The organism is Pannonibacter indicus (genome assembly GCF_001418225.1).
Lineage (GTDB): Bacteria > Pseudomonadota > Alphaproteobacteria > Rhizobiales > Stappiaceae > Pannonibacter > Pannonibacter indicus.
Genome location: NZ_LIPT01000003.1, coordinates 460,508 through 486,678 on the forward strand (window position 1 = coordinate 460,508; position 26,171 = coordinate 486,678).

Sequence of the window (26,171 nt, forward strand, 5' to 3'; positions counted from 1 at the left end):
GAAGCGACAGGAAATGATGCCAGTACAAGCTTGCACGTAGCTCATGCAACGCCGGAATATCTTCTTTCAAACCCCAAGTGCGGCAAGGCTGATGACGGCAAGGTTCTGGCGCGCATCCCGGCAGGCGCTTCCCTCATAGGCCTTCACCCCCTGAAACGTGTTGGCCGTGGTGCGGAAGCTCATGCAGCCGGGCACCTGCTCTCCTTCACCGGACACCTTGGTGATGGTGCCGGAGTTGCCGCTTTCGGGGTTGAGCCAGGGAATTTCGACCTCGCCGCCCCCGGCGGGTGCTGTTTCGGCAAGCGCCAGAGCGATGGCCTTGCGGTCTGCCGGTTCAACGCCCGCGCTGGCATCTGCGGGCATGCCGTTGATGGAATTGGTCAGATCCAGCGGCGTGACCATGTCATTCGTGGCGATGGGCGCGGAGGTCTGCGCACAGCCAGCGGCAAACCAGCCCAGCGACAAAATCACACCAAGCGGAACCAGCCGCTTGGAAAGCGGCCGGGGATATGAAAGGTTACGCATCACAAAAGCCCTTCTTCCCCGGGTCGGACTTTCCCGCCCGGAGGCAAAGCGCCCATAAGAAGCAGTCGTGAAAGCCGATGACCCATACAGTAAACACTCCCCCGGAAGCGTTAACAAAAGGTGACTTCACGGAAGTAGCGGAACCATTTCAGCTTTTTGCTGAATGGCTTGCGGACGCCACGGAGAAAGAGATCAATGATCCCAACGCCGTAGCGGTGGCAACCGTCGATGACAGCGGACTGCCGAATGTGCGCATGGTGCTGCTGAAGGATTTCGATGAGCGCGGCTTCGTGTTCTATACGAATCTGGAAAGCGCAAAGGGGCGGGAGCTTCTGTCAGCCGGCAAGGCCGCGATGTGCTTCCACTGGAAGTCGCTGCGCCGCCAGGTGCGGGTGCGCGGGCTGGTCACGCAGGTCAGCCCGGAAGAGGCGGACGAGTATTACAAGTCCCGCCCGCGCGGCAGCCGCATCGGTGCCTGGGCCTCGAAACAGTCCCGCCCGCTGGAAAGCCGCTTTGCGCTGGAAAAGGAAGTGGCGCGCTACACCGCCAAGTTCGGCATAGGTGACATTCCCCGCCCGGATTACTGGTCGGGCCTGCGCATCGTGCCGGTGGAAATCGAGTTCTGGCACGACCGTCCGTTCCGCCTGCACGACCGGGTGAAATTCACCCGGGCATCGGAAGCAGAGGCCTGGACGAAGACCCGCCTTTATCCCTAAGACACGGAAAACAGCCCTGACATACCGGCTCCCGGTGAGCTTGGCTCATCGGGAACCGGTATAGGACCTTGCGGCGCATGAGCAATTTCAAGGCGCGATGCCTCAGCATCGAAAGCCCTGGTATCAGAGCAGCTTCTTCCAGCGGAAATAGAGGAAGTTCACCAGGACCGCTAAAAGCATCAGGCCGAGGGAAAACGGGTAACCCCAGTCCCATTCCAGCTCCGGCATCTTGGCGAAGTTCATGCCGTAGATCGAGGCAATCAGCGTCGGCGGCAGGAATACGACAGCAAGGACCGAGAAGATCTTGATGATCTGGTTCTGCTCCAGATTGACCAGGCCGACGGTTGCGTCGAGCAGGAAGCTGAGCTTGGCATCCAGCGCATCGGCATGCTGCTTGATCGAGTTGATGTCACGCCCCAGCATCTTGCAGGCCGCCACCTGCTCGTCCGTCAGGTTCACCCGTGTTGAACGGGCGGAGAGGAACAGGAACAGACGCGTCAGGCTGGCGCAGACATCATGCATGCGTGCGACCTGCAGACCGATGCGCCCCTGCGTGCGGATGGCGGAACGGTAGGTCTCAGCCTTGCGCGAACTCAAGCCCTCCTCGAACACCTGCATCGATATCCGGTCGAAAGCATCCGACGCTTCTTCCATCACATCGGCGCAGCGGTCGCAAATGATATCCAGCAGCACGAACAGCACACCGGGGCCGTTGCGCGGGATGGTGCCATCCTGCTGGACGCGGCGGGCGCAGGTCTGGATCGACTGGGGCTCGCCATAGCGGACGGTCACAAGCCGCCGGGAACTGAGGACAAAGGTGACGGATGAGGTGCGCGGATCAGGCATCCGTGCTGCCATGGGCAGCACCGCCGTCATGACGATGGCGCCGGGTTCTTCATAGAGCCGCTCCGACGTTTCGATGGAGGAGATTTCCTCCCGCGTCGGAATCTCTGCGCCCATCAGTTTTTCCGCCAGCCGCTGCTCCTCGAAGGTGGGATTGAACAGGTCAATCCACACTGCAGACGGGGGTATCTGTTCGCCGCCTTTCACTTCAACCCTAACCATGGCGGCGGCTGATGGTGTGTATGCAATGATCATGAAGGAACTCCCGTCCGGTGCGCCGGGGTGACGATGCCACGCCGCATACGATTCCACCATGACAGAAAGACGACAGGAGCCTGGCTGCGCTACTGAATACAAGCCAGTCAGAAAAGCAAGAGCCGGGCATCCTCCTCAGATGCCCGGCTCAGAAATCAGCGGTCATGCGCATTACTTGCGGGCGGAGCCGGTCTTGGCGGCCTTGCTCTGCTTGAAGCACATGGCAGCAGCGGTCACGGCCTGAATGCCCAGCGGCTTGTAGAGATCCGCAAGGTTCGGAGCGGCGGCTTTCGGGGTCTGCTTTGCGAGGGTCGACATTGTTTCTGGTCCGTTGGGCGTTGAATGGCGCGCTCAGTGATGCCCGATTGCGGCATCTGTGTGGCTTTCGCGCGGGTTTTTCTTGCCTTTCCCTGAAAAACACAGAGGAAAGATACTGACTAAAGCGTAAATTTCGACAGTTTACGTCTGGTAAAAACTTAATCCTTGGGTAAGGTGAGTTGAAGGCAAATGCCGGTCAAATAAAATGTCGTCTTGTTACAATCCGCTCACGCCTTGAAAAGGCTGATGCCCGTATGGCCGTTCCAGAGGCAGCAAAGGCAAATAGATGGTTGCACCGGGACAAAATCCAAGGAAACCGCCTTCTCCGTTCAGTCGGGTCTTGCATGGGCGGGAAAGTCATGTCTGTCTGCGCAAAAGGGCAGAATCAGCCCGCAACAAAAGTTTTGTCCCGTCTCCGGCCTTTCTTGTCCGGCACCGGGCATCGGAGACGCAAGGCATGAGCACACGGCCGCAAACCCCAGTCAAGGCAATCCTGTTCGACAAGGACGGCACGCTGATCGACTTCCAGCAGACCTGGTCGCCCGCCTTTGCCCGGCTGCTCGAAACGATGGCAGCCGGAAATGCGGTGGTGAAGACCGAGCTGGCGCGGATCACCGCCTTCAATCTGGAAACCGGCCTGTTCGAGCCGCATTCCCCCTTCGTGGCGGGGGCCAACGATGTGGTCATCGGCGAATGGGCGCAGGTGATGGGCATTGCTGACACCACGGCGCTCCTGCGCGAGATCGAAGCACATCTGAAGGCCTTTGGCCTTGAGAGCCTTGCCCCGTTCCCGGCGCTGGAAGCAACGATCCGGACGCTGCATGAGGCTGGCTACATCCTCGGCATCGCCACCAACGACACGGAAAGCTCCGCCCGCGCCCAGATGCGCGCACTGGGCATCGAGCAGTGCTTTTCCCAGATCTATGGCTATGACAGCGGCTTCGGCGCCAAGCCTGCGCCCGGCATGGTCATGGCCTTCCAGGAGCAGAACGGCCTGCACCCGCAGGAGGTTGCTATGGTGGGGGACAGCCTGCATGACATGCATGCAGGACGTCAGGCCGGTGCCGTTGCCGTTGCCGTTGCCACGGGCACCATTGGCGCAGACATTCTGGCCCCGCATGCGGATCACGTTCTCTCCGGTCTTGATGAGCTTCTGGACTGGCTTGATGCAATGATGCCGGTGCACTGAACCCCGTCTCTTCGCTGGGGATGGTGTTTCTGCTCTTGCTTTTGACGGCAGCAGACGGCACCCAGATAAGGGTGCCGCCTTCCGGCGGCCATTCCGGCAACGGGCCCATGTGGACTGGGCAGGGGAGCAGGTGGTGAGAAAGCGGTATCCCGTTCCGCGTTCTGAACTTGGGCGCGCCTCACGCTTCATGGCGGCGATGGGCGTTCCGACGCTGCTTGCCGCCGCCGTGGCCTATCGAACCGGGATTATTGCAGCCAACCAGCTTGAACTCAGCCTGCTGCTCGGCGCGGCTCTCGGGCTTTCCGGTCTTTGTCTGGCCATCGCGGCCATCGTGCTGTGGTGGCAGCGTGGCGGGACCGGAGTTGGCGATGCTGTGCGCGCGGTTTTCTACGGCCTTGTCCTGCTCGTGCCGCTGGTGCTTCTGGCTGCGGGCTGGAACATGTTTCCGCAGCTCAATGATATCAGTACGGATCCCGCCGATCCGCCTCCGGCCATTGAAGCCCTTTCTGCCCGCGATGCTCTCGCCCCGCCCCGCTTCGATGCGGCCTTGCAGACGCTGGCCTATCCGGAAATCGTCTCGCGCCGCTTCCGGCTTGAGCCGGTCGATCTGCATGCGGCCGTGCGCAAGGTGATGGAGAAGAACGGCTGGGAGATTGTAACCGAACTGCCGCCGGACATGCGCGATTCTCCCAGCCTGCTGCAGGCGATCGCCCGGGTTCCGCTCATCGGCCTTCCGGCCGGCATATCGGTGCGCGTGGAGCCTGACGTGACCGGATCCATCCTCGATGTGCGGGCCAGCTCGCGTTTCGCCGCACATGATCTGGGTTTCAATGCCCAGCAGATCCGCAGCTTCTACCGGGATCTTGATGCGGCATTGACCGAGGCCTACGGGAGCATCGGCCGCCTCAACGTCACTGAGGAAGAAGCCGAGGAGGCCCGTGCAAAGGCCGAAGAACTGCCGCTCCTGACCGAACGGCCGGAAGAGGATGCGGGCAAGCCAGTGCCTTTGCCAGGCTTCAAGCCCTATCAGGCACCGGAGCCTGCCGCTGCAGAGCTGGAGTTCGACGAGATTTATCAGGGCGAGGAGACGCAGGGCCAAACCGCCCCTCAATGAGTTTGCCGAATTGAGGGGAGCCAATCCGGTGCGGCGTGTGAGCAATTGCAAGGCGTGATGCGCCAGCATCCCGGAGCCCCGAAACCAAGGCGTGAGCTTTCACGGCGCCACCCTGTAGAGCCCTTCAAGCCGTGCCTCTCCGTCGCACTGCGCCGCCCCTGTCTCCACCAGCCGCTCCAGTTGCGCAAAGACGGAGAGGGCCGCTGCCCCCTTCAGGCGCGGATCTAGACCTGCATAGACCGCATCAACGATCTGCGGAATGTTCGACTGGCCAAGGCGCTGCAGCACGCCGAGGATGGCAGCCTCCCGCTGCATCCGGTGTGCCTTCAGAGCGGCCATGTAGTCCTGCGCCGCGTGAAGCAGGTTGCCGTGGCCGGGCAGATAAAGGCTCTCGCTGCGCTCCATCATCCTGTCGAGTGAGGCGAGATAGGCCTGCATCGATCCATCCGGAGGAGCGACGATGGAGGTGGACCAGGCCATGACGTGATCGGCGGAGAACATCAACCCGTCATCCGGCAGGGCGAAGGCGAGATGATTGGCCGTGTGGCCGGGTGTTTCCACTGCCTCGAACAGCCGCCCGCCGGCGGTGAAGCGCTCTCCGTCAGCCAGCTGCCGGTCCGGCCGGTAGTCCATGTCGGCGCTGGCATCCAGCGGATTGACCTCGTTGCCATGCAGCGCCCGGGCTGGCCGGTGGGGCGCGCAGCCGAGTATCTGGGCGCCGGTGATCGCGGCAAGCCGCGCGGCCGCGGGCGAGTGATCCTTGTGGGTGTGGCTGACGAGAATGGCCGTGACGCTCTGGCCGCGGGTGGCCGCCAGAATGGCCTGCAGATGTGCCTCATCCTCCGGGCCGGGGTCCAGCACGGCCACCTCGCCCTCGCCGATCAGATAGGTGTTGGTGCCGTGAAACGTGAAAGGGCCGGGATTGTTCACCGTCAGCCGCCGGATGCCGGGAGCCACTTCCACCGGCTCGCCATGACGCGGATCGAAGGAAAGATCGTGCTGCAGTTTCGTCATCACCGGTCTCTTTGGAGGGGCAAGCCGTGCGGCGCCTGAGCAATTTCAAGGCGTGATGCGTCAGCATCTCAAAGCCTTGCTATCGCCTGTTCCTGCGCATCTGTTCAGCGCAGGACAAGTCAAGTCAAGCAATTGTCAGGTCCGGCACACGGCCGTTTCCCGTTTTGATTGACCCGTCGCATTGGCGCCACTGGCATGAAGCGGTAATGTGGACGGGTTAGAAAGCGATGGGCGGCGCTGTCTTTCCCCTAAGGAGAGGTGGGTGCGGCCGCTCACACGACCAGCCAGATGAGGACAGACAAGGCCCCATGCCCGAACATGCTCTTTCCCTGGAATCCGTTCTTCCCCTCAAGCGCGAGGCGGCCTTTGCCCTGACTGTGGACAGGATTGCCTCCTGGTGGCCAAGGCATGATCCCTTCTTCGGCCAGTCCGCGCAGGACGTCATCATTGACCCGCATCTGGGCGGGGCCTGTTCGCGGGTGGGCGAGGATGGCCGGCGGATAATCTGGGGCACGGTCCTGTCCATTGAAGCGCCGCTCTATCTGCGGCTCGCCTGGCAAATCGGCCCGGACGGAAAGCCGGTTGCCGATCCTTCGGCAGCAAGCCGGGTGGTGCTGGCCTTCCGCGATGCCGGGGAGGCGACGCGCCTTGAAGTCAGCCACGGGGATTTCATCCGCCATGGCGCAGCAGGCGAGGATTACCGCGCCTTCATGGCCTCCGGGGCTGGCTGGCCGCGCTTGCTGGAAGCCCTGACGAGAGCCGCCTCTTCACGCCACATCACCTCAGGATGAGTTCCGTTTGCCCGGCACCATCGGCCGCTCCCCGCATCAGCCTTCCGGGGCCAGGGGGGGCGCCTGCCGTTTCGCACAGTGAAAGAACATGTGAAATGCCGTCAAAATGACACGGGACATTCATCTGGGCGTTGGTTCGATACGCTAATCTGGTTTTTGTCGTGTGAGTGACATAGAGCCGGGTTATTTCACCGGCTCATGATATTCCGTGGGAGCGGCGGGGCGGAAGCAGGCGCAGGTTCGCGATGACCAATACACAGATTGAAGACGAGAAGCTGCCCCCGCGCGAGCTGCAGGCAAGGCCGTCGCAGCGCCTGAAGGATGCGCGCTGGGTGCTTTTCACGACAGGCGCCGTGCTGGTTCTGCTTTGGGCCGTCTTCCGTATTCCGCTTCTGGCCGTGCTTTGCGGATTCTTCGCCGTGTTTCTGGCCGCAGCCCTCGGTCCCCGCCGCAGCGATGCCGTTCGTGCCCTGCAGCTTGAGAACAATCGCGACCTGCGCCGCATGTGGCCCGGAACCGGCATCAAGGTGACGGCAGACGCGCTGCCCATGCCCTGTTTCATTGCCGACGGGCGGGGCATCACCCGTTATGTGAACACGCTGGCCCGCGAGCACTATCCGGCCGTGCGCCCGGGGGACCCGATTTCCTTCGGCCTGCGCACGCCATCCCTGCTCGAAGCCTTCGACCGCGCCCGCTCGCAAGGCACGGTGGAACGGATCGAATGGGCGGAGAAAGTGCCGACCGAATCCTGGTTCGAAGCCAGTATCGCGCCGATCTATCTGCCCTCGCTGAAGCCGGGGCAGGACGAACCCGCCATGCCCGACTTTCTGCTGGTGGCCCTGCGGGACCTGACCGAGCAGCGGCGGCTGGAGCGCATGCGCACCGACTTTGTCGCCAATGCCAGCCATGAGCTGCGCACGCCTCTGGCATCCCTCACCGGCTTCATCGAAACCCTGCAGGGGCCGGCCAAGGACGATGAACGGGCGCGGGAGAGATTCCTTGCCATCATGCTGGAACAGGCGAACCGGATGCGCCGCCTGATCGACGACATCCTGTCCCTGTCCCGCATCGAGCTGAAAGCCCATGTGCGTCCGGACAAGCTGGTGGATCTGCGCGAGGCCGTGCGCCACACCAATGACGCCCTCTCGCCGCTGGCGCGCGAGCTTGGCATGGAGGTGCACGTCGATGTGCCCGAGCAGGAGGCGATGGTCCGTGGTGACCGGGACGAGTTGATCCAGGTGACCGAAAACCTCGTGGAAAATGCCTTGAAATACGGCAGCACCGGCAAGCGTGTCGATGTTTCGGTCCGCCCGCAGGGAAGCGGACAGGGCTGGGTGCTGACCGTCCGGGACTATGGCGAGGGCATTTCGTCGGAGCATCTGCCGCGGCTCACCGAACGGTTCTACCGCGTCGATGTCGCCTCCAGCCGCGCCATGAAGGGCACCGGCCTCGGACTTGCCATCGTCAAGCACATCCTCACCCGGCACCGGGCCCGCCTGGATATCGAAAGCCAGCCGGGGCAGGGGGCGGCATTCTCGATCACCTTCCCCGCAGATGGACAGACCGGGGCTGCAGCCTCACGTTGATCCGTCAAAATCTGCAAGGCTTCATGCAACTCTCACAACGTGTCATTAGGACATGTGCTATAGGCAGTCCTGCCGAAGCGGCCGTCCCGGTGACGGATCCCGCGCTTGAGTTGCACGCCGGAGATCATCAGCATGACAAGACATTATCTTGGAGCTGCGTTGCTTCTGCCCATCCTCGTGGGGGCTGGTCTGCCTGCACAGGCGCGTGACAAGGTGCAGATAGTCGGCTCCTCGACGGTCTACCCCTTCGCAGCAGCGGTCGCCGAACGGGTTTCCCTTCAGAACGGCGGAAAATTTCCGGTCATCGAATCCACCGGCACCGGAGGCGGCATCAAGCTTTTCTGCGCCGGAGCGGGGGATGCGACACCTGATGTGGCCAATGCTTCAAGGCCGATGAAACCGGCCGAACTGGAAGAATGCCGCGCAAATGGTGTAACGCCGATTGAGATCCGGGTTGGCTTTGATGGCATCGTGCTTGCCGGGGCGGCAAGCGGGAAAGACATGGATCTTTCCCTCGAACAGCTCTTTCTGGGCCTCGCCCGCAAGGTGCCTTTGGAAGGCCGTTTGCTGGACAATCCCTTTCAATCCTGGCGTCAGATCAGCGCAGAGCTGCCGGACAAGCGCATCGAGATTCTTGGTCCGCCGCCGACCTCCGGCACGCGTGACTCATTTGTCGAGATCGCCATGGAGCAGGGTTGCGCCACAATTGCGGATGCTGAAAAACTCGGCCTGCATGGCAAGACCTGTCATGCGTTGCGGCAGGACGGTCTCTTTCTGGAAACGGGGGAGAACGACAATCTTATCGTTGCGATGCTGGAACAGAACCCGACAGCCCTCGGCATCTTCGGCTATTCATTCCTGGACCAGAACCGCGGCGGGCTGAAAGCCGTGAAGATCTCCGGTGTCGAGCCATCCGCCGTCACGATTGCGGCTGGCACCTATCCCCTGTCCCGGCCGCTTTATTTCTATGTGAAGAAAGAGCACTTGGGAAAAGTTCCAGGTCTTGAGGAGTTCCTCCTTGAATTTGCCTCTGAGAAAGCACTTGGACCGGACGGCTATCTGGCGCAGATCGGCCTTGTCCCGCTTCCCAAGCACCAGAGGCTGGAGAACGAGAAACTGGCTGCAGAACTGGCGGCTGCGCACTGATTGTCAAGGACAGCTGAATAGCTGCCATCTAACAAACCTCCACTGATCCAGCGGGAGCGGCCCTGCTTGCTCCGCAATGTCACAAAACGGTGTTTATTGTGGCGGAGTCTGGAGAATTGCTCATATTTATCAATTACTTAAATTGTCACAAAAGTGATACGAAACTGACATAGAAGTCACATCTGAGACCGATAGGTTCCGCTCGTCGCCAGGGCCTCAAGGGAGGCTGGGTGGCGCGCCCAAAAACCTTGACATTCAAAGGGAGTGGTCAGGTGAAGTTCAAAACCCTCGTAAGCACGATGGCTCTGGCGGTTGCTGCAACCGCAGTTGCCGGTGCTGCTCAGGCCCGCGACCAGATTAAGGTCGTCGGCTCCTCCACGGTCTTCCCGTACAGCCAGGCTGTCGCTGAAGAATACGCTGCCAAGACCGGCAAGCCGGCCCCTGTGGTCGAGTCGCTCGGTACGGGCGGTGGCTTCAAGGCCTTTTGCGGTGGCGTCGGCCCCGATTTCGCCGACGTGACCGGCGCTTCGCGCGCCATCAAGCCGTCGGAAGTCGATCTCTGCAAGGCCAACGGTGTGACTGACATCACCGAAGCCCTGATCGGATATGATGGTCTGTCCATCGCCCATTCTCGCAAGGGGCCCGAGCTGAACCTCACCGAAGAGCAGATCTTCCGTGCGGTTGCTGCAGAGCTGCCGAACGAAGCTGGTGAGCTGGTAGCCAACCCGAACCAGATGTGGTCTGACATCGACCCGTCTCTGCCGGCAGTCAAGATCGTTGTGATCGGGCCGCCCCCGACCTCCGGTACCCGTGACGCTTTTGTCGAGCTGACCCTGCATGACGGCTGCGACGCCATTCCGGCGATCCATGCCCTCAAGAAGGATAATGCTGACAAGTGGAACGAGGTTTGCTCCCGCGTTCGTCAGGATGGCCTCTTCGTTGAAGCTGGTGAGAATGACAACCTGATCGTGCAGTCGCTGGAGGCCGATCCGAACGCTGTCGGTATCTTCGGTTACTCGTTCCTCTACGAGAACCAGGACAAGCTGAAGGGTGTGAAGATCAATGGCGTTGAGCCGACCTTCGACACCATTGCTGACGGTTCCTATCCGATCGCCCGCCCGCTGTTCTTCTATGTGAAGAACGCTCACCGCGGCGTGATCCCGGGCCTCGACGAGTTCCTCGCCGAGTACGTCTCTGCCGAAGCTCTGGCAGCTGGCGGCTACCTCGCCGAGCGTGGCCTGACTCCGCTGTCCCCGGAGAAGTACGAAGAAGTTCGTGACGCTGTGCTCAGCGCCAAGAAGTTCGACATGTAATCTCATGAAACTTCATCCGGCCGCGAGGGTATCCTCGTGGCCGGATTTCCATTTCCCGATATGCGGCGAGGGCGGACATGGTCGCCAATGCATTCCTAGTGATCTTTCTGTTGACGGTGATCGGCTATGTTGCTGCGCGCGTCCACGCCGGGTCCGTGCTGGGCAAGGTGGGTGCACAGATGCATTCGCGGCCAGTCTACCACGGCATGAACGCAGCGATCTGGACGGCGGCTCCGGCTGTTGTCGTCATCCTTGTGTGGCTGATGTTCCAGAACTCAGTGATCGACCAGTTGCTGCTTGGTTTGTTCGAGCCCTCCCGTGTCGAGGCCATGACAAGTGCCGACAAGGCGCTGCTGATCAGCGAAATACGGCAGATTGCAGCTGGCCGGATCTTTGGCGCGCCTGATGCAACTGTGCTGGCGGCAGCGGAGAAGCTGAACGATTGGACCTGGATCGCGCGGGCATCAATGTTCGGATGCGTTCTTGTCTGCTGTCTTCTGGGAATGGGTCTTGGTTTGCGCGTTGTTGCGCCGCGTTATCGCGCCCGTCACAGCGTTGAGCGCTCGCTCAATGTCTTTATGATTTTCTGCTCCTTTGTGGCAATTTTCACCACTCTGGGGATCATCGCTTCTCTGGTGTACGAATCCTTCCAGTTCTTCTCCAAGGTTCCTGCATCGGAGTTCTTCTTCGGCCTGCGCTGGGAGCCGCAGATTCCATTGCGTGCCGACCAAGTTGCAGGGCTTGGTGCATTCGGCGCGATACCGGTCTTCGTCGGCACCTTCGTGATTGCCACGATTGCCATGGTGTTTGCTGTTCCGATCGGGCTTCTGGCCGCAATCTACCTCACGGAATATGCGGACCACCGTGTGCGTGCTTCGGTCAAGCCGCTGCTTGAAATTCTGGCGGGCGTGCCCACCGTTGTATACGGCTTCTTTGCGGTCCTGATCGTCGCCCCGCTGATCCGGGATTTCGGCACAGGGCTCGGGCTTGAAGTTGCCCCGCGCAGCGCGCTTGCTGCGGGTGGTGTGATGTCGATCATGCTCATCCCCTTCATTTCCTCCCTGTCGGATGACGCGCTTGCGGCGGTGCCCCGCGCCTTGCGCGAAGGCTCCTATGCGATGGGGGCGACCAAGGGAGAGACGATTCGCAAGGTGCTGCTTCCGGCCGCCCTGCCGGGCATCATGGGCGGTGTGCTGCTGGCTCTGAGCCGGGCCATTGGTGAAACAATGATTGTCGTGATGGCTGCCGGCCTAATCGCCTCCTTGAATATCAACCCGTTCGACTCTGTCACGACCGTAACCGTGCAGATTGTCACGCTGCTGATCGGTGATACGGCCTTCGACAATCCGAAGACCCTCTCCGCGTTCGCGCTTGGCCTGATGCTGTTCCTGATTACTCTGGCGCTGAATGTGATGGCGCTGAGAATTGTGCGGAAATACCGGGAGAAATACTGATGAGTGGTATCAGTGAAAACCTGCCTGGCCCGTCTGCTGTCGACTGGCGCTCGGACGAGTTCAGGACCCGCCGCGCACGCCGCTATGCTGCTGACCGCCGTCTAAAGTACTATGGCGCCGGAGCCATTGTCATAGCGCTCGGGCTGTTGGCCACTCTGATGATTTCATTGATTGGAACTGGCTATACGGCCTTCACCCAGACCATGATCACGGTACGGATCGACCTGAAGCAGGATCAGATTGATCCCGCCGATCCGTTCAGTGCCAATTGGCGCAATATCGTCCGCGGCGCACTGAAAGACTTGGTTCCCGGCCTGGAAGCGTCGCAGGAACGTGATTACTTCGCGATGTTCACCAACAATGCGCCGTTTCTGGTACGCGATCAGGTGGTGAAGAACCCGCAGGTGATTGGCACGACGGTTGCATTTACCTTTCCTGCCGCCGACCCGATTGACCAGCTTGCAAAGGGAAATATTGACCGTTCTCTGCCAGAGCAGCTGCGCCGTGTGAATGATGTCCAGCTCGGCTTTTACGACAAGCTGGTCGAGGAGGGGGTGCTGACCCGCTCCTTTAACTGGGGATTGTTCTTCAACTCAGATAGCCGCTTTCCGGAACTTGCGGGTCTGGCTGGCGCTGTATCGGGTTCCTTCTGGGCCTTGATGGTCTGCTTCCTGATCAGCTTCCCTGCGGGTATCGCCGCAGCGATCTATCTGGAGGAGTTTGCGCCCAAGAACCGGCTTACTGATCTGATCGAGGTCAATATCAACAATCTGGCTGCGGTGCCTTCCGTGGTGTTCGGTCTGCTCGCCCTGGCGGTGTTCATTGGCTGGTTCGGTCTGCCGCGCTCGGTGCCGCTGGTCGGCGGCATGACTCTGGCACTTATGACACTGCCGACGATCATCATCGTCACCCGTGCCTCGCTGAAGTCGGTTCCCTCCGCGATCCGTGAGGCGGCGCTCGGTGTCGGCGCATCAAAGCACGAAGTGATCTTGCATCACATTCTGCCGCTTGCCATGCCGACGATCCTTACGGGAACCATCATCGGACTGGCTCAGGCACTCGGCGAGACGGCACCTCTGTTGCTTGTCGGCATGAATGCTTTCATCACCAGCCCTCCAGCTGGAATTCTGGAGCCCTCCACGGCTCTGCCGACACAGATCTTCATCTGGGCAGACAGCCCGGAGCGCGGCTTCGTCTCGCGCACGTCTGCAGCCATTCTCGTGCTGCTTGGTTTTCTCATCACCATGAACGCGATTGCCATCTTCCTGCGTCAGCGCTTTGAGCGGCGCTGGTGATCACAAGAAGGATGAATGACATGTTTCAAATTGCGAGCGGAGAAACGCTGGCTCAGGAGTATAGCGCGATGAGCAAGCCAAAGATGTCCGGGACTGGCGTAGAGGTTTTTTACGGAGAAAAGCAGGCTCTGTTCGGAGTGTCGCTGGATGTGCCTGCTAATCAGGTGACGGCGCTGATCGGCCCGTCTGGCTGCGGTAAGTCCACCTTCCTGCGCTGCCTCAACCGGATGAACGACACCATCGACAGCTGCCGCGTTTCGGGCAAGATCAAGCTGGATAACGAAGACATTTACGATCCGAATATCGATGTCGTTGAGTTGCGTGCCCGCGTCGGGATGGTGTTCCAGAAGCCGAACCCGTTCCCCAAGTCGATCTACGAGAACGTCGCCTATGGGCCGCGCATCCACGGCCTTGCCAAGAACAAGGCGCAACTGGATGAGATCGTCTCAACCTCCCTTCAGAAAGCTGGTCTGTGGAGTGAGGTGAAGGACCGTCTGGATGAGTCCGGTACTGGCCTGTCCGGTGGCCAGCAGCAGCGTCTCTGCATTGCCCGTGCCATCGCCGTCAGCCCCGAAGTGATCCTCATGGACGAGCCGTGCTCGGCCCTTGATCCGATCGCAACCGCCAAGGTCGAAGAGCTGATCGACGAGCTGCGCACCAACTTCACCATCGTGATCGTGACGCACTCCATGCAGCAGGCCGCCCGTGTGTCCCAGCGCACCGCTTTCTTCCATCTCGGCAATCTGGTCGAGGAAGGGGCGACGCAGGACATCTTCACCAATCCGCAGGACAAGCGCACGCAGGATTACATCACCGGCCGTTTCGGCTGATACTGGATCTTGCGCTCGAGAATTTGAGAGGAACACGACATGTCCGAGCATATTGTAAGCTCGTATGACGAGGAACTGCGCGCCCTGGCCGGCCGGGTTGCCGAAATGGGCGGTCTGGCTGAAAAGCTGGTGAATGATGCTGTCAGCGCTCTGCTGACTCACGATCTGGCCAAGGCGCAGGCCACAGTTCAGGCTGATGCCAAGCTGGACGAAATGCAGCAGGAAATCGAGGCGAAGTTCATCCGCATCGTCGCCCTGCGCCAGCCGATGGGCCAGGATCTGCGCGAGATCATGGCCGCAGGCCGCATTGCCAACGATCTGGAGCGCGTTGGCGACCTTGCCAAGAACATCGCCAAGCGCGTGATTGCCATCGACGGCGTCTTCAATTCCAAGAAGGCCGCCTTCGGCGTCGAGCATATGTCCGATCTGGCGCTGAACCAGCTCAAGTCGGTGCTGGACGCTTACACGGGCCGTGATGCCGAAGCCGCCAAGGCCGTGCGCGAGCGCGATGATGAGGTGGATGCCATCTACACCTCGCTGTTCCGCGAGTTGCTGACCTACATGATGGAAGATCCGCGCAAGATCACCCAGTGTGCCCACCTGCTGTTCTGTGCCAAGAACATCGAGCGCATTGGTGACCACGCCACCAACATCGCCGAAAACGTCTATTTCATGGTGACCGGTGACCAGCTGCTGGAAGCCCGCCGGAAGATCGACGAAATGGGCATTGCCGTTAACGAAGGCAACTGACCTGACTGACTTTGCGTGACGTCCGGAGCATATTGTCATGCCCAAGGTTCTTATCGTTGAAGACGAAGAGCCCCTGAGCCTTCTGCTGCGCTACAATCTTGAAGCGGAAGGCTATGACGTGGACTCCTGCGACCGGGGAGATGACGCCGAAATCCGGCTGCGGGAGACGCAGCCGGACTTGCTGCTGCTGGACTGGATGCTGCCAGGCCTTTCCGGCATCGAGCTGTGCCGCCGCGTCCGGGCCCGGTCCGAAACCGAGCGCCTGCCGATCATCATGCTGACGGCACGCGGCGAGGAGGCCGAGCGCATCCGGGGGCTCGCCACCGGCGCCGATGACTATGTGGTGAAACCCTTCTCGATCCCCGAGCTGATGGCCCGGGTGCGCGCCATCCTGCGCCGGGCCCGCCCGGAAGTGGTGTCCACCATACTGAAGTCTGGCGATCTGGAGCTGGACAAGGAAACCCATCGCGTCCGCCGCAACGGCAAGGAAATCCACCTGGGGCCGACGGAGTTCCGCCTGCTGGAATTCCTGATGACCTCGCCCGGCCGCGTGTTCTCCCGCGAGCAGCTGCTCGACGGTGTGTGGGGCCACGATGTCTATGTGGATGAGCGCACCGTCGACGTTCACGTCGGCCGCCTGCGCAAGGCCATCAACAAGGGCAAGGTGAAGGACCCGATCCGCACGGTCCGCGGCGCGGGTTATGCCTTCAACGATCAGTTCGCCGCCGCCAGCTGATCCGCTCTGCTGCAATTATTCTGGAAAGGCCCGCCATCCGTGCGGGCCTTTTGGCTTTTGGACAAGCGCGCCATTTTGCGCCGGCGTTCCCAGCCGTTCAACAAATGCAGTCGGACGTCCAGCCAACAAAAAAGCCTGCCGCAGCGGGCAGGCTTGATTGGGTGAGGGAGCCGCTTGGGGTGCTGGTTGGCCCCCTCTGAAGCATCAGCCGCGAAGGGCTTTCTTGTCCGGAGCGGCGCGGCGGCGGTCATTGACCGGCTGGTAGGCGATCCGGCAGTGCTGCGGGCAATAGGGAACGCCGGGTTCCGAATGGCGGCCGCAGAAATAGAAATCCGAGGAGGACGGATCACCGATCGGCCACTTGCAGGTGCGCTCGGTGAGGGTGAGGATCGTGGCGCGCTCGGTGAAGGGCACCAGTTCGGCGAGCGGCGCTGCTTCCACGTCGATGGCCACATCTTCCTGCGGTGCCATCTTCAGGGCCGTGGCACCGCGCAACTGGGGCGTGCCTGCCGAAGGCGTGCGCATGGTGGAGGTGGCTTGCACCGTGGTCTGCTGTGGCGCGGCGGCTGCCGTCACCGGCGCCGTTGCGCTGCGCGGCCGGCGCTGCTTGGCAACGGGTGCTGTGGTCTTCGCCCGGCCCGAAAGGCCAAGGCGGTGCACCTTGCCGATGACAGCGTTGCGCGTGATGCCGCCAAGCTCGGCAGCAATCTGGCTCGCACTCAGACCGTCCGTCCAAAGCTTCTTCAAGAGATCTACGCGTTCGTCAGTCCAGCTCATCTGTCGCACCCCGTCGTTTGCGGCTGTAGAATTTTACGCATTAACCATGAATTAAGGCACGCGTGGTCCGCGCCTTAGTGGCCATATCCAGTATGATTTGGTGAACTACAGCACGACATGTCGTATCCGACTGGTTGGACACTACAATGGGCGATGAAGGCGAGGCAAGTTGGGGGCAAACATGAACCGGGGACGAAACGACTTTTCCCCAGATAACCGGGGTTGACTTTTACCTTCTGCGGCAATGGCGGAAATGCGCCATTTGCATTGACACCCATAGGCAAGAGCGTTGTATAAACAGTCCTTGTTCGGTGTGCCGCCTGCGAGGGCGGCACAGTTCGTTTTGAGAACCCGTTGATGGTAGACGCCCTGGCATGAACCCTATGCGAAAGGCGCGCTTAACTACCTGAAGGAGCAAGGGAATGACTGCGTCGGCACTTTTCGGCACATACGCACGGGCGGACCTGGATTTCGTCCGCGGAGAAGGCGTCTGGCTGGAGACCGCTGACGGGCGACGCTTTCTCGACTGCGGGTCGGGAATTGCGGTGAATGCGCTGGGTCACTCCCACCCTCATCTCGTCAATGCGCTGAAGGTGCAGGCCGGGAAGCTGTGGCACATCTCAAATCTCTACAAGGTTGCAGGGCAGGAAGAGCTTGGCCAGCGGCTGGCGGATGCCACCTTTGCGGACCGGGTGTTCTTTTCCAACTCCGGCGCCGAGGCGATGGAAGCCTGCATCAAGACGGCGCGGCGCTATCATTATGTCAATGGCCGCCCGGAACGGATCGGCATCATCACCTTTGAAGGCGCCTTCCATGGCCGGACCATTGCTACCATCGCGGCGGGCGGCCAGGCCAAATATATGGAAGGCTTCGGCCCCAAGGCGCCGGGCTTTGATCAGGTGAAGACCGGTGACCTGGATGCGCTGAAGGCGGCCATCGGCCCCACCACCGCAGCGCTCTGCATTGAGCCCATTCAGGGTGAGGGCGGCGTGCGCGAGGTGGATGCGGAATTCCTGCGCAAGCTGCGCGAGATCTGTGATGCCGAAGGCCTGCTGCTGATCTTTGACGAGATCCAGACCGGCGTTGGCCGCACTGGCAAGCTCTTTGCCCATGAATGGGCGGGTGTAACGCCGGACCTGATGGCCGTTGCCAAGGGCATCGGGGGAGGCTTCCCCATGGGCGCCTGCCTTGCCACGGAAGCGGCCGCCGCCGGTATGGTTCCCGGCACGCATGGCACCACCTTCGGCGGCAACCCGCTGGCCATGGCTGTGGGCAATGCGGTGCTGGATGTCATTCTGGCTCCGGGCTTCCTGGAAGAAGTGCAGCGCAAGGGCCTGCTGCTGAAGCAGCGGCTGGCTGCTGTCATTGATGCTCATCCGAAAGTATTTGAGGAAGTGCGGGGCCGTGGCCTGATGCTGGGCATCAAGTGTGTGCGCCCGAACACGGAAGTTCTGGCCAAGGTGCGTGCCAATGGCCTGCTGGTGGTTCCCGCCGGCGACAACGTGCTGCGCATCCTGCCGCCGCTGACGATCACGGATGAGGAAATCGGCGAGGCTGTGGCCCGCATCGAGGCGGCCGCAGCGGCCGTGGAGGCCGATCTGGCCAAGGAAGGGGATGGGGTGTGAACATGTCTGCGAATGGGCGTCATTTCCTCGATCTGACGCAGTTTGACGGTGAGGAACTGCGCGGAATTCTGGCACTCGGGCGCAAGCTGAAGACTGAGCGCAACGGTGTGCGCCGCGGTGAAGGCCCGCTGGCCGGCAAGGTGCTGGCGATGATCTTCGAGCAGCCCTCCACCCGCACCCGCATTTCCTTTGACGTGGGCATGCGTGAACTTGGCGGTGAAACGCTGATGCTGACCGGCGCGGAAATGCAGCTGGGCCGGGGCGAGACCATCGCCGATACGGCCCGGGTGCTGTCCCGCTTCGTTGATGCCATCATGATCCGCATTCTCGACCATGATGACCTCAACGAGCTGGCGGCAAACGCCACCGTTCCGGTCATCAATGGCCTGACCAAGCGCTCGCATCCGTGCCAGATTATGGCCGATCTGATGACCTTTGAGGAGCATCGCGGCTCCATCAAGGGCAAGTCCGTGGCCTGGACCGGCGACAGCAACAACGTGCTCGCCTCCTGGGTGCATGCCGCGCCGCGTATGGATTTCGAACTGCGCATCGCCACGCCGCCGGAACTGGCACCGCCACCTGCGCTCATTGAAGCCGCGCGTGCGGAAGGCGCGTCGATCATCGTCACCGATGATCCCTTTGCCGCCGTCAAGGGCACCGATTGCGTCATCACCGACTGTTGGGTGTCCATGGGCGACGAGGACGAGGCAAACCGTCACAACCTGCTGAGACCTTATCAGGTGAACAAGCGGCTGATGGCGGAAGCCCATGCGGATGCCTTGTTCATGCACTGCCTGCCGGCCCATCGCGGCGAGGAAGTGACTTCGGACGTGATGGACGGACCCAATTCTGTGGTCTTTGATGAGGCCGAAAACCGGCTGCATGCCCAAAAGGGCATTCTGGCCTGGTGTTTCAACGGCTTTTGAGGATGTAAAGCGTGGCACTTGATCTTGCATCCTATGGCGTGACGCCTGCGGGCACCGATGCCGTCCGGCCCTTCTCCGTGGAAGGGCTGGATGTGCGCGGCCGCGCCGTGGCGCTTGGCCCCATTCTGAACCGGATCCTTGACCGGCATGACTATCCGGCGCCCGTGGCCCGCCTGCTGGGCGAGGCCATTGCGCTGACGGCGCTGCTTGGCACCTCGCTGAAGTTCGAGGGCCGCTTCACGCTGCAGACCCAGACCGACGGCCCGGTGAACATGCTGGTGGTGGATTTTTCCTCACCCGACGCCATCCGCGCCTATGCCCGCTTCGACGCCGGCGCCTTCGCGCCGGGCGGGGCAGGGGAACATGGCGATGCGGCCGCGCTGCTGGGACGTGGCCATCTGGCGATGACCATCGACCAGGGCAAGCACATGCAGCGCTATCAAGGGCTGGTGGAGCTGGACGGCATTTCGCTGGAAGAGGTGGCCCGCCGCTACTTTGCCCGCTCCGAACAGATCCCGACCGAAGTGCGCCTTGCCGTTGGCCGCCTGTTCACTCGCCGCGAGGGCGAGGCTCCGAGCCAGCAGTGGACAGCGGGCGGCATCCTCGTGCAGTTCCTGCCCGAAGCGCCGGAGCGCATGCGTCAGGCGGATCTCCACCCCGGGGACATGCCGGAAGGCGTGGAAGAGCACAGCATTGATGAGGACGATGCCTGGACCGAGGCCCGCAGCCTCACCGGCACCGTGCGCGATGACGAGCTGACCGATCCGGACATTCCGGTGGAGGAGCTGCTGTTCCGCCTGTTCCATGAGCGCGGCGTGCGCCTCTATGACGCCCAGCCCATCGCCGACCGCTGCCGCTGCTCGCGTGAGAAGATCGAAGGCATCTTCCAGAGCTTCTCCGAAGAGGAGAAGGCGGAGATGGTTGTGGACGGCAAGGTAGTGGTGACCTGCGAATTCTGCAGCGCCGCCTATGAGTTCAAGGCCGAAGCCGTCTGAAATACCGGCGGCCTGCCTCTGGAAGGGCTAGCCGCCGCATCTATAATGGCGGGTATGACTTTGACCTCGCCTGCCGCCGCACCTCTTCCTCCTGTTGTCCATCATCCGGCCTATTGCGCTGAGCTGCCGGAAGAACACCGCTTTCCCATGAACAAGTTCCGCCGTGTGGCGGAGCTGGCGCTGGCCGAAGGGCTGGTGCCGGGAGGCAAATTCCTGAAGCCACGGGCCGCTCCGGTGGAATGGTTGGCTTTGGCCCATGATCCGGCCTATGTGGAGCAAGTCTTCAGCACCAATGTTCCGCCTGCGATTGCCCGCGAGATCGGCTTTCCGATGACGCAGAGCATTGCCTTGCGCGGACGCTGCGCCACCGGCGGCTCTGTGCTGACCGGCTATATGGCGCTGGAACATGGCCTTGCCTGCAACACGGCAGGCGGCAGCCATCATGCCCGCAAGGCGCATGGGGCGGGTTTCTGCGTCTTCAACGATGTCGCCGTGGCCATCCGGGTGATGCAGGCCGATGGCGTCATCCGCCGCGCGCTGGTGGTGGATCTGGACGTGCATCAGGGCGACGGCACGGCGGATATCTTTGCAGGCGATCCGTCCGTCTTCACCTTCTCCATGCATGCGCAGAAGAACTATCCGGTGCGCAAGGTGCCTTCGGATCTGGATCTGGGGCTGGAGGACGGGCTGATGGACGCGCCTTATCTGGACCTTTTGGCAGAGCATCTGCCGCAGGTGATAGACCGGGCCGAACCGGACATCGTGTTCTACAATGCCGGGGTTGATCCCTTCGCAGGCGACAAGCTGGGGCGGCTGGCGCTGAGCCATGAAGGCCTGCGGCTGAGGGACGAGCATGTCATCCGCACCGTGCGCCGTCTCAGCCTGCCGCTGGCCGGAGTGCTGGGCGGCGGCTATTCCACGGATATTGACGAGCTGGCGCGCCGGCATCTCACCCTGTTGAGGGCGGCAGCCACGGCCGCCCGTGAAACGTCCGTTCTGTCAGCTTGAACGGCTCGCCATCAGCCGCATGACCAGCCACACCGGCACCACCACGACGGCGCCAAGCACCAGATAGTGCCAGAGCTGCTCGATGGCGGAAAAGCCCATGTTCCAGAGGCGCTGGACGAAGGAGACCAGCAGGTCGAAGAGACCCAGCGGGTCAAGGTTCAGCGCCGAGAGGATGACGCCGGCCACAAGCGACAGGAACACGAGGCGCAGGAGCACCCGTGCCGGACTGTCACCCAGAAACTTGTTGAGGCCACCGGACATGCCGAACTCCCTTGAAGCAGCGTCTGCGCCACAACATAGGGATTCGCCAGCCGTTCCGCATCCCCCATGTGAGTTCAGTCGGGAGCTTGCCAGCTGAGCGGCGCCGGAGTTTCCCCATGCAGCCGCACAGCCTTGGGCGGCACGCCGTACCAGGTCTTGACCGCGCGGGAAAAGGCCGAGAGCTCCGAAAAGCCAAGAAGGAAAGCGATTTCCTTCAGCGGCAGTGACGTGTCGCGCAGATAGCGGGCGGCCATGTTGCGGCGGATCGTTTCCGTCAGCTTGCGGAACGAAGTGCCCTCCGCCTCCAGCAGCCGCTGCAGCGAGCGCTGGGACATGCCCAGTTCGCTGGCCACATGTTCCAGACTGACGGCGCCGGCCTTGAGGCTCTCGTTGATGGCATCGGCAACGCGCACCAGCGGATCGCTCTTGACCCGGAACTCCTCCATCTCCCGGATCGCGGCCTGTTCGACGATGCTGTAGAGGTTTTGCTCGCTGTTGGGTGTCGGCCGGTCGAGATATTTCGCGGGGATGAGGATACGGTCAAGCGGCTGGCCGAAGCGCAGCCGGCTGCCGTAGCGCTCCTGAAAGGCGGACCGGCATCGGGGCGCTGGCTGGCTGATGTCGATGCGCAGCTGCACCTGTGGGTCCTGCGTCGCATATTCGACCCGGCTGGCCGCCCAGGCAATGCGTTCGAAGGTATGCTGGGCACGGGGCATGTTCCGGTCAGGCACGACCCACTCGATGATGCCCCAATCCTCGTCCTCGCGGAAATTCAGTCCGTAACTGTTGGATCGCAGCGGCAGGAAGCGGACCCAGTTGCATATGCCTGCACGCAGGTTTGGGGCGCACAGACCCACGTAGTCAAAGGTTGAAAACACGCCTGTCGGCATATTGGAGGCCACATCCAGAATGATGGCGTCATCCCGTGTTTCAGCCGCCACGAATTCGCAGACGGAAACAGCGATGCGGTAGGGAATTGTCGCGCCTGTTTGATGGACCGTCTCGGGAGAAATGCCAAACCGCCGGGCAATGCGGGGCCAGTCGAGCCCTTTTTCCTCGCAGATAATTTCGAGGGATTGCAGCGTGTCGGCCCGGCACCATTCCTCCACCATGCGGCGAGGCAACGACTTATCCATCACATCTTCCCCGGCTTCATCCTGTGATTGCATAGGATGATACAACTCCCGCGCTGGCGCAACATGTCAATTTTCCGTCAGGTTCAATCAAAAACGGTTTGCGCCAGTGCAGGTGTCGGTACCAGTACAGGTGCTGGCATGGTGCTTCCTCCTTCGCGCCCACAGGATTGAGCCATCATGCCTCAGTCTTTACGGCTGGAAAGCGGGGAAGAATGCCTAGCGATTTCTGCCGTTGGGCTCAGGGCTGGGGGAGAGAATGAAGCGCAGGGGCAGAAGCCGTCTCCGCGCCGGTATCCTGTACATCAAACGGGTTTTCCCATGCGGGGATGAGCGGCGTTTCAGCGCGGGAACTGGATTGATCCGGCGCACCTTCATCTTGGAGTATCTCGATGGACGCGGGTCTTTGCGGTGCCGTGTCACCGGTCATGCCGGTGAGCGGCATGTCCGGTATGGAGGTGCCTTGCGGCAGGGGCTGGAAGTCTGCCTGCTGCCATTGGCCGAGCCCTGCCTCGCGGGCTGCGGCCTCAGCCGTTGTGTAGTCTTCCGGCGCTTCCCCGGAAGCCCTCGCCCATCCTTGCTGCACCAGCCAGTAGCCAAGGTCCACCGGTCCCTTGCGGCAGATGGCGGACATGTGATGCGGGCCCAGGGAGGCGGCCGGTTCACAGTCAACTCTATGGCTGCGGACAAGCGCGCGCAGGGCCGTCAACGCCCTTGTGCCGCAGGGCCAGATCTGGCCGCTTGCGGTTTCACAGGTCCCGGCAGCAGGCAGGCCGGTGACATGAGCGAGTTCAACCGTCAGCTTCCCCGACTTGAGGGCGGCTCTTTCCAGGACGAGCGGGCGAAAGATGTGGAAACTGCGTTCAGGCAGGGCGGCGGTTTCACTCTGGCGGGCAGCCTGCGGCCGGACGCGCTCAATCCGCTGCAGGGGGGCCGTGATGTGAGGTACGGCGACACCCGGTGGCGAGACGTTGCGCACGGCGGATTGACTGAAAGCTGGGCCTGCAAGAAAGACAAGGCTGCAAGCCCATATGAAGCGAATGATTCCGCGGCATGAGACCGGGTGTCTGATCTCTTGTCCGGCCATGCAGTTCCGCCTCGTACCGTCCCGGTCTACTGACTGGCCCAGACGATCCGCGCCATCCAGGCGATGCTGTCGAGGTCCATCGCGGTGATGGTGCCCGAACGGCCCAGCGTATGCAACTCCAGCCGCCGCGCAGTGCGCATCACGAAGCTGCCGACCAGCATTCCGCCAGTGGTCTGGCGGAGCACGATCCGGTCGCCCCGGCGTATGGGAATGCCCGGCGCGATGACGATAATGTCTCCGTCCCGGTAAAGCGGCAGATAGTCATCGCCTCCCACCCCCAGTGCATAGACCTGACTGCCCAGATCATCGGGAAAGGAGATCTCGTCCCAGCCGGCGCCTGCCGGATTGCCGGTCGCGTCGAAGAAGCCAGCGCCGTCGCGGGCCTCGCAGAGACGGGCAAATGGCATGGTTATGCCGTTTGCTGCCTTGGCGGGTGCGGTGATTGCATCTCCTTCCACAAGTTGTGCAAAGTCGGACAGCTGCGCGCCCGTTGCCTCAAGTATCTTGGCTAGAGATTCCGTCGAGGGCCAGCGGGGGCGGCCGTCGCCGGCGACCCGCTTTGATGGATTGAAGGTGGTAGGATCCAGCCCGGCACGGCGTGCGAGAGCTGAGGGCGAAAGACGCTTGCGTGTGGCCAGGGCGTCTATCGCTGCCCAGACGCGCTCGTGCGAGAGCATGGTCCTTTCCTCCACGTGCTGCCTCATCAGGAATAAATCCCTTTGAATGCCATTGATATTGGCAAATATTCCTGATGCAAATGAATAGGCGGTTGATCCAGTGGTGCGCGCTGGTTGTCCAATGCAAAATCCCGGACTAGGGTCCGCCTCAACCAACGCACAGGGGCCAGTTCCGAGGCTCCCCAAAAGCACATGGGCAGACCGGCATGACGGTGATTTTCAAGATACTCACGCGCAACCTCTGGGATGATGCCGTGAGCCGTGGCAGGTTCGATGGCGCGCCGGTCGACCTTGCCGATGGCTACATCCACTTCTCGACGGCGGAGCAGGTGCGCGAAACGGCAGCCAAACATTTTGCCGGACAGGAGGACCTCTTGCTGGCTGCCTTCGACAGCGAGGCTTTCGGGCAGCCGGTCAAGTGGGAGCCCTCGCGCGGCGGCGCGCTGTTCCCGCATCTTTACGCCAGCTTCGATCCGGCCTGCGCCCTGTGGGTCGAGGCGCTGCCGCTCGGCCCGGATGGACAGCATGTGTTTCCTGACCTGACGAAGTGATCTCACGCCCATGTTCCAGTCCCTTGCCAATCGCCTGACCCTCCGGGCTCTCCATTGTGTCGACGCCGAAACGGCCCATGGCGTGACGATCCGCGCGCTCGCCAGCGGGGTTTATCCGCGCTTTTCCAACGCCAGCCTGCCCTCCCTGCGGCAGGAGGTACTGGGTTTGAGCTTCCCGAATCCGCTCGGCATGGCCGCCGGCTTCGACAAGAACGGCGAAGTGCCGGATGCGATCCTCGGGATGGGCTTCGGCTTTGCCGAGGCGGGAACCGTGACGCCGCGCCCGCAGGAGGGCAATCCGCGTCCGCGCCTGTTCCGCCTGCCGGCCGATCAGGGAGTGATCAACCGCTTCGGCTTCAACAACGAGGGGCATGCGGCGTTGCTGGCCCGGCTGGAAGCGCGCAAGGGCAGGGGCGGCATCGTTGGCGTCAACGTGGGGGCCAACAAGGATGCGGCGGACCGGGTGGCCGACTATGTGGCCGGCATCCGCACCTTCGCGCATCTGGCGTCCTATTTCACCGTCAACATTTCCTCGCCCAACACGCCGGGCCTGCGCGATCTGCAGGCCAGGGCGGCGCTGGATGAACTGCTGTCTGCCGCGATGGCCGAGCGCGATGCGCAGAGCCTGCAGGTGGGACGTAAGGTGCCGGTGCTGTTGAAGATCGCGCCGGATGTCTCCGCCGAAGGGCTGGAGGACATTGCCGAAGCGGTGCTGACCCACAAGGTGGACGGGTTGATCGTTTCCAACACCACGCTGTCCCGCGCCGGTCTTCGCGATACGCAGACCGCGCAGGAAGCGGGCGGGCTTTCCGGGCGCCCCCTGTTCCGCCGTGCCACGGTCATTCTGGCCCGCGCGCGCAAGCTGGTGGGGCCGGATCTTCCGATTGTCGGCGTTGGCGGCATCGACAGCCCCGAAACGGCTCTGGTCAAGATCACCGCCGGGGCAACGCTGCTGCAGATCTATTCGTCACTGGTCTACAAGGGGCCGGGGCTGGTTCCTGCCATCCTCAAGCATCTGGATGGGGAACTGAAACGCGGCGGCTTCTCCAGCCTCGCCGGGCTGCGCTCAGTCAATGCGGATGCCTGGGCGAGCGAAAATCTGGACTGAGACCAAATCCCGACGGGCTTGACTCATCGGGATTTGGTCAAGCCCGTGCGGCGCTTGAGCAATTTCAAGGCATGATCCGTCAGCATCGGAAGCCTTGGTATGGAAACTGCGAAGAGGCCGGAGTTGTTGAACTCCGGCCTCGTGCATT

The 26,171-nt window shown here is 61.9% G+C and carries 28 protein-coding genes; 19 read left to right on the forward strand and 9 right to left on the reverse strand.

The window, feature by feature from the left end; genetic code table 11:
- Positions 1 to 66: 66 nt before the first annotated feature.
- Positions 67 to 525 carry an RT0821/Lpp0805 family surface protein gene (locus tag ASC48_RS07930; RefSeq protein WP_055455187.1) on the reverse strand — a complete coding sequence of 153 codons (459 nt, stop codon included), beginning with the start codon at positions 523 to 525 and terminating at the stop codon, positions 67 to 69.
- Positions 526 to 602: 77 nt separating this feature from the next.
- On the opposite strand from ASC48_RS07930, the gene pdxH reads away from it, so the two are divergent.
- Positions 603 to 1,241, forward strand: coding sequence for a pyridoxamine 5'-phosphate oxidase (gene pdxH / locus ASC48_RS07935; RefSeq protein ID WP_055455188.1), 639 nt, complete (start codon positions 603 to 605; stop codon positions 1,239 to 1,241).
- Positions 1,242 to 1,364: 123 nt separating this feature from the next.
- Here the strand turns inward: pdxH and ASC48_RS07940 are convergent, their stop codons facing one another.
- Positions 1,365 to 2,339 carry a magnesium transporter CorA family protein gene (locus ASC48_RS07940; RefSeq protein ID WP_050470863.1) on the reverse strand — a complete coding sequence of 325 codons (975 nt, stop codon included), beginning with the start codon at positions 2,337 to 2,339 and terminating at the stop codon, positions 1,365 to 1,367.
- A 171-nt stretch (positions 2,340 to 2,510) separates the two neighbouring features.
- Entirely contained in the window at positions 2,511 to 2,657 is a 147-nt protein-coding gene (locus ASC48_RS19505) for a hypothetical protein (protein WP_156367087.1), read from the reverse strand.
- Between the two features lie 457 nt (positions 2,658 to 3,114).
- Between ASC48_RS19505 and ASC48_RS07945 the strand changes: the two genes are divergently transcribed.
- Entirely contained in the window at positions 3,115 to 3,846 is a 732-nt protein-coding gene (locus ASC48_RS07945) for an HAD family hydrolase (protein ID WP_055455189.1), read from the forward strand.
- A 133-nt stretch (positions 3,847 to 3,979) separates the two neighbouring features.
- Positions 3,980 to 4,960 (forward strand): DUF1499 domain-containing protein, encoded by a 981-nt coding sequence (locus ASC48_RS07950; RefSeq protein ID WP_141658901.1) that lies wholly within the window; start codon positions 3,980 to 3,982, stop codon positions 4,958 to 4,960.
- Positions 4,961 to 5,059: 99 nt separating this feature from the next.
- On the opposite strand, the gene ASC48_RS07955 is transcribed toward ASC48_RS07950, so the two are convergent.
- Positions 5,060 to 5,974, reverse strand: a complete 915-nt coding sequence (locus ASC48_RS07955; protein WP_055455191.1) for an MBL fold metallo-hydrolase — start codon at positions 5,972 to 5,974, stop codon at positions 5,060 to 5,062.
- Positions 5,975 to 6,282: 308 nt separating this feature from the next.
- Here ASC48_RS07955 and ASC48_RS07960 point away from each other — a divergent pair, with 308 nt between their 5' ends.
- From ASC48_RS07960 to phoB, 9 genes are all read left to right on the forward strand, one after another.
- The gene (locus ASC48_RS07960; protein ID WP_055455192.1) at positions 6,283 to 6,765 is read left to right on the forward strand and encodes an SRPBCC domain-containing protein; all 483 of its coding nucleotides are present in this window, start codon (positions 6,283 to 6,285) and stop codon (positions 6,763 to 6,765) included.
- Between the two features lie 245 nt (positions 6,766 to 7,010).
- The gene (locus tag ASC48_RS07965; RefSeq protein ID WP_055455193.1) at positions 7,011 to 8,351 is read left to right on the forward strand and encodes an ATP-binding protein; all 1,341 of its coding nucleotides are present in this window, start codon (positions 7,011 to 7,013) and stop codon (positions 8,349 to 8,351) included.
- A gap of 132 nt (positions 8,352 to 8,483) precedes the next feature.
- Positions 8,484 to 9,497 (forward strand): substrate-binding domain-containing protein, encoded by a 1,014-nt coding sequence (locus ASC48_RS07970; RefSeq protein ID WP_055455194.1) that lies wholly within the window; start codon positions 8,484 to 8,486, stop codon positions 9,495 to 9,497.
- 272 nt (positions 9,498 to 9,769) lie between these two features.
- Complete coding sequence (locus tag ASC48_RS07975; protein ID WP_244270020.1) at positions 9,770 to 10,810, forward strand: substrate-binding domain-containing protein; 1,041 nt, start codon at positions 9,770 to 9,772, stop codon at positions 10,808 to 10,810.
- Positions 10,811 to 10,887: 77 nt separating this feature from the next.
- Positions 10,888 to 12,264, forward strand: coding sequence for a phosphate ABC transporter permease subunit PstC (gene pstC / locus ASC48_RS07980; RefSeq protein ID WP_055455196.1), 1,377 nt, complete (start codon positions 10,888 to 10,890; stop codon positions 12,262 to 12,264).
- On the forward strand, positions 12,264 to 13,559 hold the full coding sequence (gene pstA / locus ASC48_RS07985) for a phosphate ABC transporter permease PstA (protein ID WP_055455197.1): 1,296 nt from the start codon (positions 12,264 to 12,266) through the stop codon (positions 13,557 to 13,559). The genes pstC and pstA overlap by 1 nt, the downstream gene beginning before the upstream one ends.
- A gap of 20 nt (positions 13,560 to 13,579) precedes the next feature.
- Complete coding sequence (pstB, locus tag ASC48_RS07990; RefSeq protein ID WP_409840449.1) at positions 13,580 to 14,389, forward strand: phosphate ABC transporter ATP-binding protein PstB; 810 nt, start codon at positions 13,580 to 13,582, stop codon at positions 14,387 to 14,389.
- Positions 14,390 to 14,428: 39 nt separating this feature from the next.
- Positions 14,429 to 15,139, forward strand: coding sequence for a phosphate signaling complex protein PhoU (gene phoU, locus ASC48_RS07995; protein ID WP_055455199.1), 711 nt, complete (start codon positions 14,429 to 14,431; stop codon positions 15,137 to 15,139).
- 37 nt (positions 15,140 to 15,176) lie between these two features.
- Complete coding sequence (gene phoB, locus ASC48_RS08000) at positions 15,177 to 15,875, forward strand: phosphate regulon transcriptional regulator PhoB (RefSeq protein ID WP_055455200.1); 699 nt, start codon at positions 15,177 to 15,179, stop codon at positions 15,873 to 15,875.
- Positions 15,876 to 16,079: 204 nt separating this feature from the next.
- Here the strand turns inward: phoB and ASC48_RS08005 are convergent, their stop codons facing one another.
- Positions 16,080 to 16,652 (reverse strand): GcrA family cell cycle regulator, encoded by a 573-nt coding sequence (locus ASC48_RS08005; RefSeq protein ID WP_055455201.1) that lies wholly within the window; start codon positions 16,650 to 16,652, stop codon positions 16,080 to 16,082.
- Positions 16,653 to 17,074: 422 nt separating this feature from the next.
- On the opposite strand from ASC48_RS08005, the gene ASC48_RS08010 reads away from it, so the two are divergent.
- From ASC48_RS08010 to ASC48_RS08025, 4 genes are read left to right on the forward strand one after another with little or no spacing between them, the layout of a single operon-like run.
- The gene (locus tag ASC48_RS08010) at positions 17,075 to 18,277 is read left to right on the forward strand and encodes an aspartate aminotransferase family protein (RefSeq protein ID WP_055455202.1); all 1,203 of its coding nucleotides are present in this window, start codon (positions 17,075 to 17,077) and stop codon (positions 18,275 to 18,277) included.
- Positions 18,278 to 18,279: 2 nt separating this feature from the next.
- A complete protein-coding gene (argF, locus tag ASC48_RS08015; RefSeq protein WP_055455203.1) occupies positions 18,280 to 19,203 on the forward strand; it encodes an ornithine carbamoyltransferase in 924 nt (307 codons plus the stop codon).
- Between the two features lie 11 nt (positions 19,204 to 19,214).
- A complete protein-coding gene (locus ASC48_RS08020) occupies positions 19,215 to 20,198 on the forward strand; it encodes an Hsp33 family molecular chaperone (protein ID WP_055455204.1) in 984 nt (327 codons plus the stop codon).
- Between the two features lie 45 nt (positions 20,199 to 20,243).
- Positions 20,244 to 21,206 (forward strand): histone deacetylase family protein, encoded by a 963-nt coding sequence (locus ASC48_RS08025; protein ID WP_055455205.1) that lies wholly within the window; start codon positions 20,244 to 20,246, stop codon positions 21,204 to 21,206.
- On the opposite strand, the gene ASC48_RS08030 is transcribed toward ASC48_RS08025, so the two are convergent.
- The 3 genes from ASC48_RS08030 to ASC48_RS19510 all read right to left on the reverse strand — a co-directional run bounded on the left by ASC48_RS08030 (position 21,198) and on the right by ASC48_RS19510 (position 23,234).
- Positions 21,198 to 21,467, reverse strand: a complete 270-nt coding sequence (locus tag ASC48_RS08030) for a DUF6460 domain-containing protein (protein WP_055455206.1) — start codon at positions 21,465 to 21,467, stop codon at positions 21,198 to 21,200. The two genes, ASC48_RS08025 and ASC48_RS08030, sit on opposite strands and share 9 nt — an antisense overlap.
- 74 nt (positions 21,468 to 21,541) lie before the next feature.
- Positions 21,542 to 22,603: an AraC family transcriptional regulator gene (locus ASC48_RS08035; protein ID WP_208975595.1), complete on the reverse strand. Its 1,062-nt coding sequence runs from the start codon at positions 22,601 to 22,603 to the stop codon at positions 21,542 to 21,544.
- A 238-nt stretch (positions 22,604 to 22,841) separates the two neighbouring features.
- Positions 22,842 to 23,234, reverse strand: coding sequence for a hypothetical protein (locus ASC48_RS19510; RefSeq protein ID WP_141658902.1), 393 nt, complete (start codon positions 23,232 to 23,234; stop codon positions 22,842 to 22,844).
- Between the two features lie 147 nt (positions 23,235 to 23,381).
- Here ASC48_RS19510 and ASC48_RS19515 point away from each other — a divergent pair, with 147 nt between their 5' ends.
- Positions 23,382 to 23,657 (forward strand): hypothetical protein, encoded by a 276-nt coding sequence (locus ASC48_RS19515; protein WP_141658903.1) that lies wholly within the window; start codon positions 23,382 to 23,384, stop codon positions 23,655 to 23,657.
- A gap of 56 nt (positions 23,658 to 23,713) precedes the next feature.
- On the opposite strand, the gene ASC48_RS08045 is transcribed toward ASC48_RS19515, so the two are convergent.
- Positions 23,714 to 24,364 (reverse strand): S24 family peptidase, encoded by a 651-nt coding sequence (locus ASC48_RS08045; RefSeq protein WP_055455209.1) that lies wholly within the window; start codon positions 24,362 to 24,364, stop codon positions 23,714 to 23,716.
- Positions 24,365 to 24,570: 206 nt separating this feature from the next.
- Between ASC48_RS08045 and ASC48_RS08050 the strand changes: the two genes are divergently transcribed.
- Both ASC48_RS08050 and ASC48_RS08055 read left to right on the forward strand, forming a co-directional pair.
- Positions 24,571 to 24,915, forward strand: coding sequence for a DUF952 domain-containing protein (locus ASC48_RS08050; RefSeq protein WP_019963007.1), 345 nt, complete (start codon positions 24,571 to 24,573; stop codon positions 24,913 to 24,915).
- A 10-nt stretch (positions 24,916 to 24,925) separates the two neighbouring features.
- Positions 24,926 to 26,023, forward strand: a complete 1,098-nt coding sequence (locus ASC48_RS08055; protein WP_055455210.1) for a quinone-dependent dihydroorotate dehydrogenase — start codon at positions 24,926 to 24,928, stop codon at positions 26,021 to 26,023.
- Positions 26,024 to 26,171: the final 148 nt, after the last annotated feature.